This window comes from Ruegeria sp. B10 (genome assembly GCF_056539825.1).
In genome coordinates, this window is record NZ_JBQFVP010000002.1 from 74,805 (window position 1) to 91,147 (window position 16,343).

Annotated in this window: 11 protein-coding genes; 7 read left to right on the forward strand and 4 right to left on the reverse strand. The window is 58.3% G+C overall.

The features are described from left to right. Complete coding sequence (locus ACR0J4_RS02735; RefSeq protein ID WP_170642094.1) at nucleotides 1-735, reverse strand: OB-fold-containig protein; 735 nt, start codon at nucleotides 733-735, stop codon at nucleotides 1-3. A 257-nt stretch (nucleotides 736-992) separates the two neighbouring features. On the opposite strand from ACR0J4_RS02735, the gene metG reads away from it, so the two are divergent. The 3 genes from metG (at nucleotide 993) to ACR0J4_RS02750 (ending at nucleotide 7,278) form a co-directional block, all read left to right on the forward strand. Next, on the forward strand, nucleotides 993-2,711 hold the full coding sequence (gene metG / locus ACR0J4_RS02740) for a methionine--tRNA ligase (protein ID WP_170642096.1): 1,719 nt from the start codon (nucleotides 993-995) through the stop codon (nucleotides 2,709-2,711). A gap of 247 nt (nucleotides 2,712-2,958) precedes the next feature. Next, entirely contained in the window at nucleotides 2,959-4,137 is a 1,179-nt protein-coding gene (locus ACR0J4_RS02745; RefSeq protein WP_170642098.1) for an efflux RND transporter periplasmic adaptor subunit, read from the forward strand. Between the two features lie 3 nt (nucleotides 4,138-4,140). After that, on the forward strand, nucleotides 4,141-7,278 hold the full coding sequence (locus tag ACR0J4_RS02750; RefSeq protein ID WP_170642100.1) for an efflux RND transporter permease subunit: 3,138 nt from the start codon (nucleotides 4,141-4,143) through the stop codon (nucleotides 7,276-7,278). Nucleotides 7,279-7,314: 36 nt separating this feature from the next. On the opposite strand, the gene glpD is transcribed toward ACR0J4_RS02750, so the two are convergent. Then, entirely contained in the window at nucleotides 7,315-8,904 is a 1,590-nt protein-coding gene (glpD, locus tag ACR0J4_RS02755) for a glycerol-3-phosphate dehydrogenase (protein WP_170642102.1), read from the reverse strand. A 179-nt stretch (nucleotides 8,905-9,083) separates the two neighbouring features. Between glpD and ACR0J4_RS02760 the strand changes: the two genes are divergently transcribed. The 4 genes from ACR0J4_RS02760 (at nucleotide 9,084) to ACR0J4_RS02775 (ending at nucleotide 13,054) form a co-directional block, all read left to right on the forward strand. Further along, nucleotides 9,084-9,848 (forward strand): DeoR/GlpR family DNA-binding transcription regulator, encoded by a 765-nt coding sequence (locus ACR0J4_RS02760; RefSeq protein ID WP_170551278.1) that lies wholly within the window; start codon nucleotides 9,084-9,086, stop codon nucleotides 9,846-9,848. A 108-nt stretch (nucleotides 9,849-9,956) separates the two neighbouring features. After that, complete coding sequence (locus ACR0J4_RS02765) at nucleotides 9,957-10,313, forward strand: DUF3302 domain-containing protein (protein WP_170376673.1); 357 nt, start codon at nucleotides 9,957-9,959, stop codon at nucleotides 10,311-10,313. A gap of 21 nt (nucleotides 10,314-10,334) precedes the next feature. Further along, on the forward strand, nucleotides 10,335-11,480 hold the full coding sequence (locus ACR0J4_RS02770; protein WP_170551281.1) for an HlyD family secretion protein: 1,146 nt from the start codon (nucleotides 10,335-10,337) through the stop codon (nucleotides 11,478-11,480). An 11-nt stretch (nucleotides 11,481-11,491) separates the two neighbouring features. Continuing rightward, the gene (locus ACR0J4_RS02775; protein ID WP_170642104.1) at nucleotides 11,492-13,054 is read left to right on the forward strand and encodes an efflux transporter outer membrane subunit; all 1,563 of its coding nucleotides are present in this window, start codon (nucleotides 11,492-11,494) and stop codon (nucleotides 13,052-13,054) included. 104 nt (nucleotides 13,055-13,158) lie between these two features. Here ACR0J4_RS02775 and mprF read toward each other — a convergent pair whose 3' ends face one another. Next, nucleotides 13,159-15,762, reverse strand: coding sequence for a bifunctional lysylphosphatidylglycerol flippase/synthetase MprF (gene mprF / locus ACR0J4_RS02780; protein ID WP_170642106.1), 2,604 nt, complete (start codon nucleotides 15,760-15,762; stop codon nucleotides 13,159-13,161). 87 nt (nucleotides 15,763-15,849) lie between these two features. Continuing rightward, complete coding sequence (locus ACR0J4_RS02785) at nucleotides 15,850-16,278, reverse strand: Lrp/AsnC family transcriptional regulator (RefSeq protein WP_170469819.1); 429 nt, start codon at nucleotides 16,276-16,278, stop codon at nucleotides 15,850-15,852. Nucleotides 16,279-16,343 lie beyond the last annotated feature (65 nt).

A 16,343-nucleotide genomic window follows, 5' to 3' on the forward strand; every position in this document is an offset into this window, starting at 1 on the left:
CTATGGTTCTACGGATTGGAGATCTGTTCTATCGGACAGTCCGACCAGCACGAAACGGTCAAGGAACCTGTCCCGCAGAACAAGAACGTCCGTGCCTTGCTCAAGCGTGTCCCGGTCCTGCAACGGCTCTGCCTTCACGTAATGCGCATTGCCGAACCGATCCATGACACGCACCTCAGCCGGTCGTCCGCGCGACGCAGAGCCTTGGGTCACTACACCCCTGCGCCGTGCCAGCTCCCGTTCAGGCATTCCGTCCGTTTTGGTTTTTGTCAACAAACGAGTAAAAACCGGGCCGAAACCGCGCGCAAACCAAAGGCTAAAAATACCCGCCGGGATGGTGGCCAACCCAACAGGCCAATCAGAGCCCAACAGATCCTCGACGATCAGTTGAACGCCAATCCCAGACATCGCAAAACCGGCCAACAAGACCACCAGCCAGATCATGACCGGCACATCGCCAATCCCCAACCGCGTCAGAGTTCCTGTTGCAGAGGCCGCCGGAGCCTCGGCCTCAATCTCGGCCAGTTCCAACGCACTCAGATCAATGCCAGCTTCGATATCGAGATCGAAATCCGCAACACTCAGACCGGGGGCCTTTAGTTCGACCAGACCTTCGCTTGCCAGAAGACTTCCACCAAAAAGCGCGGCGATGACCTCGCCCCCCAACAGGCCAAACAGCAGCGCAAGCGCCATAGTAAAGGGCGTGAATGCGCTTTGGAGAAGAAAATCGAACATAAACAAACACCATGAAATCGAAGTTCTTTCGCATGAAAAGGGCGCAGAACGTCGTGCAAAAATAAATCAAAAGGCCGAAATTAAATTGGCCACCAAAAGGGTATCGCGCGCCCTTGCCCGAATACAATCGACAATTTGGTCGTGGGGCCTTTTTTCACCGCAACCATGGTTTTCGTGCCATCCATGACAAACCCGGTCTTTTGCTGACCGGTTACATAAGGTAGACGGGCGCGCAGACAGTTACGTGGACACGCAAAATGGCTCGGATTCTCATCACCTCGGCGATCCCCTACATCAACGGGATCAAGCACCTCGGCAACCTGATCGGCTCGCAATTGCCTGCCGACCTGTACGCACGTTACCAGCGTGGCCGGGGGAACGAGGTCATGTTCCTGTGCGCCACTGACGAACACGGCACCCCGGCCGAGCTGGCCGCTGCCAAAGCGGGCAAGCCCGTCGCCGAGTATTGCGCCGATATGTATGCCGTGCAGGCCGATATCGCCAAACGCTTTGGCCTGAGCTTCGATCACTTTGGACGCTCGTCCAGCGAACAGAACCGCCACCTAACGCAGCACTTCGCTGGCAAGTTGGATGAGGCCGGTCTGATCCGTGAGGTCAGTGAAAAACAGGTCTACTCGAATGCCGATGGCCGGTTCCTGCCTGACCGCTATATCGAGGGCACCTGCCCCAATTGCGGCTACGACCGCGCGCGGGGTGACCAGTGCGAGAACTGCACCAAGCAATTGGACCCGACGGACCTGATCGAACCTCGCAGCGCCATCAGCGGCTCGACCGATCTGGAAGTGCGCGAGACCAAGCACCTGTATCTGCGCCAATCGGCGATGAAGGATCAGCTGGATGCCTGGATCGACAGCAAGACCGATTGGCCGATCCTGACCACATCCATTGCCAAGAAATGGCTGCGCGACGGAGATGGCCTGCAGGATCGCGGCATCACCCGCGATCTGGATTGGGGCGTTCCGGTCAAGAAAGGCGATCAGGACTGGCCGGGGATGGAGGGCAAGGTCTTCTATGTCTGGTTCGACGCGCCGATCGAATACATTGCCTGCGCCAAGGAATGGGCCGACGCCAATGGCAAGACGGATGCGGATTGGGAACGCTGGTGGCGCACCGACAAAGGCGCGGACGACGTGCGTTACGTGCAGTTCATGGGTAAGGACAACGTCCCCTTCCACACGCTGTCCTTCCCGGCCACCATTCTGGGTTCGGGCGAGCCGTGGAAGATGGTCGATCACCTGAAATCCTTCAACTACCTGAACTATGACGGCGGCCAATTCTCGACCTCGCAGGGCCGAGGCGTGTTCATGGATCAGGCGCTGGCCATTCTGCCCGCCGACTACTGGCGCTGGTGGCTGCTGAGTCATGCCCCGGAAAGCAGTGACAGTGAGTTCACGTGGGAAAACTTCCAGCAATCGGTGAACAAAGACCTTGCCGACGTACTGGGCAACTTCGTCAGCCGGATCACCAAGTTCTGCCGCTCGAAATTCGGCGAAGCTGTGCCGGAAGGCGGTACATTTGGCGCGCGCGAACAAGAACTGATCGCCGACATCACCCGCCGCGTCCGCGCATACGAAGGCCACATGGAGGCCATGGAAGTCCGCAAATCCGCGCAAGAGCTTCGGGCGATCTGGGTGGCCGGTAACGAATATCTGCAATCCGCAGCCCCGTGGTCGACCTTTAAGGAAGACCCCGAACAGGCGGCAGCACAGGTGCGCCTTGGCCTCAACCTGATCCGCCTCTATGCGGTTCTGAGCGCGCCCTTTATTCCCGACGCTTCAGCCAAGATGCTGAGTGCAATGAATACGCTGGATACAAGCTGGCCCGAAGATGTCGAGGCCGCGCTGAACGCCCTGCCCGCAGGTCATGCGTTCTCGGTACCTGATGTCCTGTTCGCCAAGATCGCCGACGAGGACCGTGAAGAGTGGCAGGAGAAATTTGCGGGTACGCGCGACTGACACCCGCTGCATGAAGTTCTGAAACGGGGGCCTATACGGCCCCCTTTCTTTTGGGCCCTTCAAACAGCACGCACCCCGTAAACCGGCCTGGTTGCACGGGATTTTCGCTACCCGCCAACCACTCCGCCCCTTCAATCACCTTGAGATATGTTTGCAAAACGGCCATCCTGCCTTCAAGTTCTGCCGACTCGTCGCTTTTTAACGCTGCGTATTGGCTCAGTTTTTTGAAATGTATGAGGCTTTTGACATGTCCGTCGCTCTGAAGCAGCCCCGCAACCGGTCTCGTGGTGCTGTCACCGCACTGTGCCGCCCTCTGGTCGTTTTGTCATGCATCGGTTTTGGCTATCCGGCACTTGCGCAAGACGAAAGTGAAGCGCCCGCCGCAAAAGTGTCAATCGCAGCAGCCTACACCGAAGAGATCACAGATGAGGCAAGCTTTATCGGCCGTGCAGAAGCCATCAATAAGGTCGACATCGTCGCGCGCGTCAGCGGATTTCTTGATAGTCAGGAGGTCGAAGATGGCGCCCTGGTGACCGAGGGCGATCTGCTGTTCAAGATCGAACCAGACCTCTATCAAGCAACGCTTGAGGCGCGGAAAGCAGATCTTGACCGCGCCGAAGCCAATTTGGAGCTGGCCAAGGTCGATCTGGCGCGGAAAGAGGAACTCTTCCGGCGCGATGCTACGCCAGAGTCGGAACGCGACATCGCACGCGCCAATGAACTTGTCGCTGAGGCCGAGGTCAAAGCCGCGAACGCCGCCATCCAGCAAGCGGAACTGGACCTCAGTTATACCGAGATCCACGCGCCCTTTACCGGTCGCCTAGGCCGAGTCACCACGAGTGTAGGCGATGTGGTTGGCCCCACGAACCCACCGCTGGTTAACTTGGTCAGCGAAGCGCCAATCTACGTGAATTTCTCATTGAACGAGAAACAGTTTACCTCGGTTCTTCAACAGGTTGGTGAAAGTGCTTCCTCTCTGGCGGAAAGCAACAAAAGCCCCAATGTGCATGTCATTCTGCCGAACGGAACCGAGCTGGATGAAACCGGTGAGATCGTCTTTGTCGACAACCGTATCGACCCGCTGACCGGCGCCATTACGGTGCGGGCCGAGTTTGACAACGCAGATCGCCTGATCATCGACGGCGCGTTCGTGAATGTGCAGATCGAGGCACTGGAGCCGACCCTTCAGGTCCTGATCCCTCAGGCAGCATTACAGCGTGACCAGCGCGGCGAGTTCGTACTGGTTGTCAATGACCAGCAGATGGTCGAACAGCGCTATATCACGACCGGCGACTCCGTGGGCACGGCCATAATCGTCTCGGAGGGTCTGCGCGAAGGTGAAAGCGTGATTGTCGAGGGCCTGCAACGCGTGCGCCCCGGCGTGGCGGTGGACGCGGTTGTCGCGTCCGAGCAGCCGGGAGAATAAGGCATGTTCTCAGCCCTGTTCATCAGCCGGCCCAAGCTGGCGCTTGTCATTTCTCTCGTCCTGACGATCATGGGCAGTATCGGCTATATGGTTCTGCCGGTCGCCCAGTTCCCGGACATCACACCTCCGGTTGTCAGCGTCTCGACCACCTATACCGGCGCCAATGCAGAGACCGTGGAAAACACCGTCGCCGCGCCCATCGAGGCGCAGGTCAATGGTGTGGACGACATGATCTACATGACGTCGACCTCATCCGACAACGGCTCCTATTCGTTGAACGTTACCTTTGAGGTCGGCACTGACCCAGATATCGCCTCGGTCAACGTGCAGAACCGCGTGGCGCAGGCTATGTCGTCACTTCCGTCCGAGGTAACCTCATCCGGCGTGGTGACGCAGAAAGCATCAACCAACATGCTGCTGCTGGTCACTCTGACCTCGCCCAATGGCACCTATGACAGCGTGTTTCTGTCCAACTATGCCTCGATCAACCTGAAAGACGCTTTGGCGAGGGTTCAGGGTGTGGGTAAAGCGGATGTTCTGACCAATCTGGAATACGCCATGCGGATCTGGATGGATCCCGACCAGATGGCCGCTCTGTCGATCACGCCCGGCGATGTGATCAATGCCATTCGCGAACAGAATATCGAGGTCTCTGCGGGCTCCATCGGTGCGCCTCCGGTGCCTGAGGGGCAGACATTTCAGTACACGATCAAAACAAAAGGTCGTCTGACATCGGCAGACGAATTTGGCGACATCGTAATTCGAACGGGTGATGCCGGTTCCATTGTGCGCGTACGTGACATTGGACGCGTTGAATTGGGCGCCGAGTACTATGCGGCGTCCGGCTATTTCGATGCGGTGCCTGCGACCGTGATCGGCATTTACCAGGCCCCCGGCGCTAACGCGCTTGCCGTGTCCGAGCGGGTGCAGGCCGAGCTTGACCGCCTGTCCCGGTCCTTCCCCGCAGACGTGGAATACAGTGTTCCCTTCAACACCACCGACTTTGTCGAAGCCTCGCTGAACGATGTGGTCTCGACGCTGATTCTGACCTTCATTCTGGTGATCTCGGTCGTGTTCGTGTTCCTGGGCAGTTGGCGGGCGACGATCATTCCAGCGGTGGCGATCCCGGTCTCGTTGATCGGGACATTCGCCTTCCTACTGGCCTTCGGAATGTCGCTGAACACGATTTCGCTGTTCGCTTTGGTTCTGGCCATCGGGATCGTGGTGGATGACGCCATCGTGGTCGTCGAAAACGTCGAGCGGATCATCGCGGATGAGGGGCTCCCCCCCGCCGAAGCGACCCGTAAGGCGATGGGCCAGATCACCGGCCCCGTTATCGCAACAACGTTGGTGCTGCTGGCCGTGTTCGTACCGGTGACCTTCATGCCGGGCATCTCGGGCAGGCTGTATTCGCAGTTTGCCGTGACGATTTCGACGGCGGTTGTGATCTCGTCCATTAACGCTCTGACCCTGTCGCCTGCCCTGTGTGGCTTGGTTCTGCGCGCACGCTCCGGTCCGCCCAAAGGACTGCTGGCTCTGTTCGAAGGTCTGATCGGAACCGTCCGAAACGGCTATGTCGCCATCGTGCGTAAATTGCTGATCCTGCCGATTGTCGCGTTGGGTGTGATTGTCGCCTTGGGCATGGGAACCGGGACGATCATGTCCAACACCTCCAGCGGGTTTATCCCGCTTGAGGACAATGGTTATCTGTTCGTCGACATCCAACTGCCCGATGCGGCAACGCTGGAGCGCACCGAAACGATCTCGGCCCGTGTGGACGAACAGATCCGCGAAATACCCGGCGTTGCCAGCACCGTTCTGATCAACGGCTTCTCGCTGCTGAACGGCACCACGACCAACGGCGCGGCGATTTTCGTCAACCTCGAAAACTGGGCCGACCGGCAGGAAGAAGACCTGAGTGCCGACGCCATCCTCGCGAAGGTGCTTGCGATTGCGAATGGGGAATCCGCGGCTTCGATTGTGGCCTTCAATCCGCCGCCCATTCAGGGCCTCGGCATGTCGGCCGGTGTCGAGATGGAGGTGCAGCAGACTGGTGGTGGTACGCCTCAGGATCTGGCTTCGGCTGTTGGCTCATTCGTTTACGCGGCGAACCAGCGGCCCGAGATTGGCCAATCCTACACAACCTTCCGCGCCAACGTTCCGCAGCTTTTTGTTGATCTGGATCGGGAAAAGGCCAAGACCCTGCAGGTCTCGGTCGCCGAGATATTCCAGACGATGCAGGCGCAACTGGGATCTTACTACGTGAACGACTTCAACCTGTTCGGTCGTGTCTACCGCGTGATGATTCAGGCTGATGGTACCTATCGCGATAATGTCGAGGATATCTCGAACCTTTATGTCCGCTCGCAACAGGGTGAGATGGTGCCTCTGGGTACATTGATTGATGTGGAAAACGTGTTGGGGCCGGTCCTGCTGAAGCGGCACAACCTGTTCCGTTCGGCAACGGTGACAGCTGTGCCTGCCCCGGGCCTGTCCACGGGTGACGCGATCAACGTCATGACCGAGGAATCCGCAACCGCCCTACCCCCCGGATATGCGTTCGAATGGACCGGCACGGCACAACAGCAGCTGGCCTCGGGCGGTCTTGTCATCGTGATCCTAGGGCTGGCGATCCTGTTTGGCTACCTGTTCCTAGTGGGCCAATATGAAAGCTGGACCTTGCCGGTGTCGATCTTGCTGTCGGTGATTGTCGCCCTGTTCGGTGCGGTCGCTGCCGTGGCGATCGTGGGCAGTGACATCAACCTCTATACGCAGATCGGGATGATCATGTTGGTGGGGCTTGCCTCAAAGAACGGCATTCTGATCGTTGAGTTCGCGATGGAGCAGCGCGCCAAAGGCCTTTCGATCAAGGACGCCGCAGCCGAGGCCGCCTATCAGCGTTTCCGGGCCGTGATGATGACGGCGCTATCCTTCCTTCTGGGGGTTGTTCCGCTGCTAGCCGCCAATGGCGCGGGGGCGGCGAGCCAGAAGGCCATTGGTGTCGCCGTGTTCGGCGGCATGTTGGCCGCCACGCTGGTCGGCGTGATCCTTGTGCCAGTCCTCTACGCCCTGATGCAGGGGCTGCGGGAATGGATCAAGGGCAGCAAGAATGATCCCGGCCCGTCCGAGGAAACCGCCTAAGAAGAAGCCCCGCCAAATCGGCGGGGCTTATTGTTTTCAAGCTGCGTCGTCCGTTTTCAACCGCTCTGACATCCACTGATCAATGCGCGCGATCTGGGCAGCACTCAAACGCAGCCCAAGTTTGTTGCGACGCCAGACCACGTCCTCGGCGCTGCGGGCGTATTCTTTATCCATCAGCCATTCGAGTTCTCGCGCGGTGAGGGTTGCACCGAAGTCTTCACCCAAATCAGCAGCGTCTTGTGCTTCTCCCAACACGGCACGCGCCTCTGTCCCGTATGCGCGGATCAGACGGGAGGCCCATTTCTCAGTGAGGAACTGATAGTCCTGGATCAACACCTGCTTGAGGTCCTGCACGCCATCGACGGGAAAGTCTCCACCAGGCAAAGACACGCCCGCTGTCCAGGGTCCGGGCAGGTTTGGGAAATGCTCGGCGACTTTCTCAAGCGCGCTTTCCGCCAGACGACGGTAGGTCGTGATCTTGCCTCCAAACACGTTCAAAACAGGTGCCCCACCTTGCGCATCGACCTTCAATGTATAGTCTCGCGTCGCCGCCGTCGCACTGCTGGCCCCATCATCATAGAGCGGCCGTACGCCCGAATAGGTCCAGACGATATCGTCCTGCGTCACCGGTTTCTTGAAATACTTGGTTGCGAACGCGCATAGGTATTTCTGCTCAGCCTCGGTGCAGACCGGAGGCTCAGAGGGATCCGAATGATCCTGATCCGTCGTACCGATCAGGGTAAAATCCTGCTCATAGGGAATGGCAAAGATGATCCGGCCATCTTCGCCTTGAAAGAAGTAACACTTATCGTGATCGTACAGCTTCTTTGTCACGATATGACTGCCGCGCACCAGACGAACACCCTCGCGCGAGTTCACCCGGATCTTGGTTTGGATAATGTCCCCTACCCACGGGCCGCCCGCATTGATCAGCATTCTCGCCCGGATCAATTGGCTTTCCCCGGTCGCCCGGTCGCGGATGGTGACATGCCACAACTCGTCAACGCGTTCGGCCGAGACAACTTCGGTCCGCACCATAATCCGCGCTCCGCGGGATTCGGCGTCACGCGCATTGAGAACCACCAGACGCGCATCTTCGATCCAGCAGTCCGAGTATTCATAGGCTGTTTCGAACTTGCCCTGCAAAGGGCTACCCTCCGGAGCGCTGCGCAGATCCAGCGATTGCGTTCCCGGCAAAATTTTACGCCCCCCAAGGTTGTCGTACATGAACAGACCTAGACGGATCAGCCACGTGGGGCGGCGCCCGCGCATCCAGGGCATGACGGTGCTGAGCAGCTTCGATGTCGGCGTCTCAGAATCAAAGCGCATGTCCTTGTGATAGGGCAGCACAAAGCGCATTGGCCAACTGATATGAGGCATGGCTCGCAGCAGCGTCTCACGCTCGATCAGCGCCTCACGCACTAAGCGGATCTCAAAATACTCCAGATAGCGCAGACCACCATGAAACAGTTTGGTCGACGCTGATGACGTCGCTGAAGCAAGATCATTCATCTCGGCCAAGGTAACAGACAGCCCCCGCCCCGCAGCATCCCGTGCGATGCCGCATCCGTTGATCCCACCGCCGATGATGAACAGGTCACTGATCTGATCGTCCGTCGCTTGCATGGCTTGTGATTCCCTATCCAATCTGGTTGCGCGCATTAATCAGCACTGCATTCGTACAATCAATGTTTATGTTCGTTTATTTTCGTTTTGCAACACAACTATGAAATTTCTGCATGGCCGCTTGCTAATCTTGACCAAAAGAAGAAAAACGAAAGCGACTCACCTGAATGGGAACAACCATGTCGCTCTCCTTTCGCCAATCCGACATTCTTGAAATCGCCAGCACCGAGGGCCGCGTTACCGTTGATGGTCTGGCCGAGCGGTTTGGCGTGACGGTCCAGACTATCCGCCGGGACCTGTCCGAGTTGGCCGATGCCGGTAAGCTGGACCGTGTCCATGGCGGGGCTGTCCTACGCTCCGGCGTCTCCAACATCGGGTATGAGGACCGCCGTACCCTGAATGCAGATGCAAAGACCCGAATGGCGAAGGCCTGCGCCAATGACATTCCGGACGGCGCGTCGGTCTTCATGAATATCGGCACCTCGACCGAGGCCGTGGCGCGGCAGTTGCTGAACCACAAGGACCTGATGGTTGTGACGAACAATACGAACGTCGCCAATATTCTCGTCGAAAACCCCAATTGTGAGATTGTGATGGCCGGTGGTGTCCTGCGCCGCTCTGACGGAGGACTGGTGGGCAATCTTACCGTCTCGACCATCTGTCAGTTCAAGTTTGACTATGCGGTGATCGGATGTTCCGCGCTGGACCCTGATGGTGATCTGCTGGATTTCGACTTTCAGGAAGTCCATGTCAGCCAGACGATCATAGCGCAAGCCCGGCGCACGCTGCTGGTGGCCGACCATTCGAAATTCCAGCGACTTGCCCCTGCCCGCATCACCTCGCTGGCCGAGATTGATGGCTTCTACACCGATGAGCCGCTTGCCCCAGATCTCGCGGCGAAATGTGCAGAATGGGGCACTGGTCTGATCGTCTGTTCTGACTGATCCGCTGTGTCTCAACCACGGAAACGTTAGGTCCCAACACAAAGTCATTGACGAGACAGGGGCCTACGTCTGAGGATGAGATAACCTTCCCGACAGGAGGCATCGAGCATGGGACTTTTGGGGCAGCCGCTAGGCTACTACGACTATCTGACATTCGTGGCACTGATCCTGCTTCTGGCAGCGGTGATGGCGCTGTTTCTCTTCCTCATGGGGCTGCCCGGACGGATCGCGATCAAGCGCAATCATCCACATGCCGAAGCGGTCAAGATCATGGGATGGATGGGTTTTTTGGCCGTTGTCCCGTGGGTTCATGCCTTCATGTGGGCGTTCCACGATGGTGTTACGGTCGACATGCGTCGCGGTCCGGACGAGGAAAAAGACGCCATTCGCAAGGATATCGAACGCCTCGGTGGTACGGTTAAAGAAGAATACCAGGCTGCGCCTGACGAGACGCAGAAAAGCTAAGGCCAAAGGAAACACTCAGACATGTTCGTCGCGCTCGGCATTACGCTGTTCTACATCATTTTCGTCTGGTTCATCTTCTTCAAGATGGAGTGGCTCAAGTTCAACATTGCCTGGGGGATTGTGTCCTTCTGGGTAGGGGCGCATTTGCTGCTGATCTTCCTCGTCGCGCTGCGCTTCTTTCAACCCTTCTCGGTCGACAGCCATGTGGTACGATCGACAATTCAGATCGTACCAAAACTGACGCAGCCTACGATTCTGACCGAGGTTCTAGTCGAGCCGAACACTCAGATCACCAAGGGCGAACCGCTCTATCGTTTTGACGATACCGTGTTTTCGCTTGCCGTCGACAATGCCAAGGCACAACTAGTTGCCGCCGAGCAGAATGCCAAGATTCTGGAACAGGATGTCATTGCCAAAACCGAAGCCGTCGAGCGCGCCAATGCACAATTGGCCTATGCATTGACCGAACAGGCGCGGTACGAAAATCTGGTGCCCGCAGGCGGTGCTCGTCAGGATGAGCTGGATCGCTGGAACGAACAGGTATCCGAGGACACCGCCTCGGTCAAACAGGCCGAAGCCAATCTTGAGAAGGCAAATCTGGCACTGGCCTCGCAGATCGATGGCGTAAACACGGGCATCCTGCAAGCACAGGCGCAGCTGTCCGAGGCCCAGTACTTTCTGGATAACACCACGATCTATGCCCCGGAAAACGGCATGATCGTCTCACAACAGGCCCGTCCAGGTTTGGTAGTGGGCGACATCCGTTTGGGGGCGATTGCCAGTTTCGTCACCGAAGACAGCCCCTATCTTCTGGCAACCTTCCGCCAGCAGAACCTTAAATTTGTCGAAGTAGGACAAGAGGTTGAGGTCGCGTTGGACCTCTATCCCGGTGAAATCCTAACCGGCAAGGTTGAGGCGATTTGGTGGGCCACCCGTCAGGGTCAGTACCTGCCCTCAGGCCGCCTGCCCGGTTTTGAGCTACCCAAGCTGCCGGGACGAATTGCGGTACAGATCACCGTCGATCTGCCGGAAGAGCACATCCTACCGGCGGGCGGCCACGCGGCGGTGGCGATCTACACCGGTCAGGGCAAAAGCTTTGAGTTCCTGCGGCGCATCAATATCCGCCTGTATTCCTTCGCCAATTTCATTCGACCGCTAGACATTTGAGGACGCGCATCATGACACGGGCCACCCCCTTTCGACACTTGATGGGAACAGCCCTCTGCGCCGCGTTTTTGGTCGCCTGCACTCCAGTTGGTCCTGATTTCGTACGCCCGAACTCTCCGGTCGTGAAACAGTGGATCGAGGTGAACAGCCCCAGCACCGGGCAAAGCGGCCTGACCTCGCGCAGCGCGCCGGTGGTGAAATGGTGGGAGACATTCAATGACCCCACCCTCAACAAACTGATCGCTGAGGCCTATGCCCAGAACCTGTCTCTGCAGGTCGCTGGCGCGCGTGTCCTGCAGGCGCGGGCGCAGTTGGGCATCGCCTTTGGCGAGTTGTATCCGCAATCGCAGGCCCTCGGGGCCTCAACCGAGCGGCGGCAGATCAGCGATAATCTCGGGCCCATTGCCGATATCAACCGGATCATTCCTCTGGATACCGAATTCTCGACCTCTCAGGCCGGGTTTGATGCGCAGTGGGAGCTGGACGTCTGGGGCGCGCAGCGTCGCGGTGTTCAGGCGGCGCGGTCAAATTTGGCGTTGCAGGTGGCGAACTATGATGACGCGCTGGTGACGCTGACGGGCGATGTCGCCGCGCTCTATGTCAATATCCGCGCCTTGCAGGAGTCGCTGGGCGTCGCGCGTGAGAACATCAAGCTACAGCAGGAATCGGCAGACCTGACCCAATTGCGGTTCAACAACGGGATCACCACCGAGTTAGACGTGCAGGAATCGACGGCTCTGCTGAACAACACCAAGGCCCTGGTGCCCGAGCTTGAGAGCGATCTGCAGCAAACCAAGAATGCTCTGGCCGTTTTGCTGGGGACCACCCCGTCACGCATGTCCAGCCTTCTGGGGAATTCCGGTCGCATCCCCTCGGCCCGGTCCAACGTCGCGGTTGGTGTCCCGGCTGAGCTGCTGCGTCGTCGTCCGGACGTGAGAGCCGCCGAATTGGCCGCAGCCACACAATCGGCCGAGGTTGGCATTGCCATGGCGGATCTCTATCCGCAGTTCATTCTGTCCGGCTCGGTTGGGTTGCAAGCCTCGGGCGGGCGGAACTTGTTTAGTTCGAACAGCACAACGGGCCTTGCAAGTGCGGGCGTCGTTTGGAACGTGCTGAATTATGGTCGCATCAAGAACAACGTCCGGGCGCAGGATGCCGCCTATCAGGCGCTGATCGCCAACTATCAGAACACCGTTCTGACCGCTTATTCCGAGGTCGAAAGCGCCATGGTTGCCTATGCGCAGGCGCGCAAGCAGGTCGGGTTCTATCAGCAAAGCGTCGATGCCTCGCGCAAGGCAGCAGAAATCGCCGTCAATCAGTACACCGACGGGATCGCCGATTACTCCCGAATATTGAACACGCAGACCGCCCTGTTGCGCTCTCAGGCAAATCTGATCGAGGCGCGTCAACAGGTCTCCAGCAATCTCGTCGCCGTTTACAAAGGCCTTGGCGGCGGTTGGCAAATTCGCGAGAACAGAGAGTTCCTGCCAGATACCGTTCTGGCCGAGATGGCTTACCGCACCGATTGGGGCGATCTGCTGCAGGAAACACCAACCCGCGCCAGCCTGAACTAGAGCGTTTCGGGTTTCACTTAAATCAATGGGCGACGCCAATGTCCCGAGAATGCCGGAGGCATGGTAGGGTATTGGCGTCTCAAACTAAGCCCGAAACGCTCGCGCTATTTGGTTAGGCCCCTTAGGCCGCCCGAAATCAGGATGTTCACCTCATAGAGGATACGCGGCGCGGCAAGCCCTCCGGGGCTGGCGAGATAGTTCGGGCTCCACTCCGGATCGAACTTCTGTTTGAACGCGCGCAGCCCTTCGAAGTGATAGAATTGCTCACCATGTTCATAGACGAACCCGCCAATCCGGTTCCAAAGGGAGGCAAGCTGACGGTTCTCGATCCCCGAAAACGGCGCCGCGCCAAGTGAGAACCAGTGGAACCCCTGCTCGGCCCCCCAGGACATCATCTCGGCAAACAAGGCATCCATGACAAAGCTGGGGCTGTCCGGCTCGTACCGCATCAGATCCAGCGAAAGCTCGGACTTGTTGCCGCCTTGGAACAGATTGGCAAAGGCCATGATCTGACCGGTTTCTCCGTTCCGCAACACGGCGTGGTCAAAGTAAGACAGGTAGTCATCGTCAAAGCCACCTAAGGCGAAGCCTTTCTCGGCCCCTGCTTTTTGCTCCAGCCAGTGATCGGAAATCGCCCTCAGTTCCGGTAGACTGGGCGCAAGTTCTTCTTTTGGAATGATCTCAAAAACATAGCCTTCGCGCTCGGCCCGGTTCTTAGCCTGACGGAAGCGTTTGCGGGATTTGCCGTCCAGAGAGAAGTCTTTCAGCGGTACGCGCGCGACCTCTCCGATCTTGAGGATTGACAGGCCGAGGTCCAGAAAGGTCGGCAGGTACTTGGTCGAGACGCTGTAGAAGGCGCAGAGCTTGCCTTCGCGATCTGCCATTTCACGCAGCTGCCAGACCAGTTGCTTGCCCGCCGCTTCATTGCCCACAGGTTCACCTTTCGAAATGATGGCATTGCCCGTGTCGGCATAGGCAATGAATGCGGACTCATCTGGCGCGATCAGGAATTGCTTGTCACCGGTCAGGGAAATCTGGGCCTCGGTATCTTCGCTTTCCATAACCAGTTTTTCGACGCATTTTGGGATTTCCGTCCGCACCGGCACCGGGATCTCGCGTCCGAACAAGGAGGTGACCGCCACAATCCCGAGGATGACCGCCACCACGAGGCTGGAGCGCAGGAACCGGGAGGCATCGCCGTTCCACGCGAACTCCCACCACAAGGCATTCTGGTATTGCACGTGGGAATAGGCAAAGAGGCCGATCCAGAAGATCACGGCCAGCAGCGCCACAACGCTGACCAGCCAAGGGATGTTCAACCGGAAGATCGACGCGCCGCTAACACGGTAGAACGCACCACGGAACAGCGCCAATACGGCGATCGTGGCCAACATGCCCAAGGCCTCATGCGTATCCAACCCTTTGGCCAGAGACGCGGCGAAGCCCGCGACCATCAGCAACATCGCGACCACCCACGCGCGGTAGAGCTTGCGGAACAACCCGCGCGACACAAGCAGCAGCAGAACACCCACGGCGCTGCCAGCCAGATGCGAGGCCTCGACAAAGGACAAGGGCAAAACCTCGCGCAACGCGCCGAGGCTCTTGCTGTTCGTTGGCAACGCTCCCGAGACCAGCAGGATGATCCCAGCAACCGCAGTCACCCCCGCCGCAACCATCGGCACAATGGGACGAATGGCGCGGTACACCCATGTCCCCGCCCCGATGATCCTGTGGCGCTGCGTCAGCGCCGAGGCGACTGCGATTGAGAGGCTGGCGATGGCGAAAGGCAGGAAAGTATATACGACGCGGTAAAGCAGCAGCGCCGCAATAACATCCGACCGACCCGAGGCACCCAGTCCTGCGATTAGCGTCGCCTCAAATACGCCAATACCGCCTGGCGCGTGGCTGACGATCCCCACGGCAATCGCGGCAATGAAGATGGTAAAGAAATACGGATACCCAACCCCAAGGTCGTCCGGCATCAGCACGTAAAGGACCATGGAGGCCCCTGCCAGATCGCCTATCGCCGCCAACGTTAAGCAAGAGGCCAGCTTGCCACCCGGCAGTTGGAAGCCAATCCCTAGAACCTCTAACCGACGCCCACCGGTGGAGAGCCAGACAAAAACGGTGATCAGCGCACCAAGCAACCCCAACCCGATGACGGTTTCAACCGTCGCGCTGATCGGCAGAGCGTTCGAGATACCGTCAGGATGAAAGGTCAAAAGCAGGCCGAGGACCAAAACCAGCCCCGTCCAGAACGCCACCCAGGACGTGGCGATGACCCCGGCAACGCGGCTTAGATCAAGGCCCAGAGACGCATATATCCGATATCGGATGGCCGTGCCGGTGATGTAGGAAAAGCCCAGACAGTTGGACACCGCATAGCCGCTGGCTCCGGCCATTCCTGCAACCGGCAGAGGGACCTCGCCATCTGCCACGCTTTGAACTGCGAAGACATCGTATAGAGACAGCGAAAAGAAGCTGACCGCCGTCCAACACAGAGCATAAAACATCACGCGCCAAGACGTTTCCGAGATGTCCGATTGAACATCCGCCCATTTCACATGCGAGGACAGCTCATGCAGAACCGTCAGCGCGATCAGGGTGACAAAGATCGGGATGGCGATGCGGACCCATGGCTTCTCAAGGAATGCGGTTATCTTTTCGGCCAATTGCACGGCCCGTGGTTCGTGCTGCTGAGTGGTCATATTCGATAAATCCCGCCTGTATCCCCGCCGACTGTCGCACAATTTCCGTGGCCGACAAAGCGTAACGGCCCGTTTCACGCAGCGTTTTCAGAACCTTCCCTTGCGCGTGGACAGAAGAAGGTTCGTCTCAGACCGGGTGATCCCTTCCATGCGGCGGATCTGGAACAAGACCTCATCAAGTTCCGCAAGCGTGTCCGTGCCGATCTCAGCGATCAGGTCCCAGCTTCCATTTGTGGAATGCACGGCGCGCACCTGCCGTAGCGCTCCGATCCGGGCCATTGTGCGTTCGGTCCCGCGCCCCTCGATCTCAAGCATCATCAAGCCCCGGACCGGGCTTTGCGCCACATCGCGCTTGGTCTGAACGGTAAAGCCCACGATCTCGCCCGATTGTTTGAGGCGCTGCAGCCGACTGCGCACAGTGGTACGCGTGACGCCGAGCGTCTCGGCCAGCTCAGACAGTGACGCCCTCGCATCCCGATGTAGCGCGCTGAGCAACCTGTTATCCAAATCGTCCATGAATAGCTTCCTTTTCGGATATTCACCTTTCTTATTGAGCAATTTGCTCTCTTCACGCAAGACAG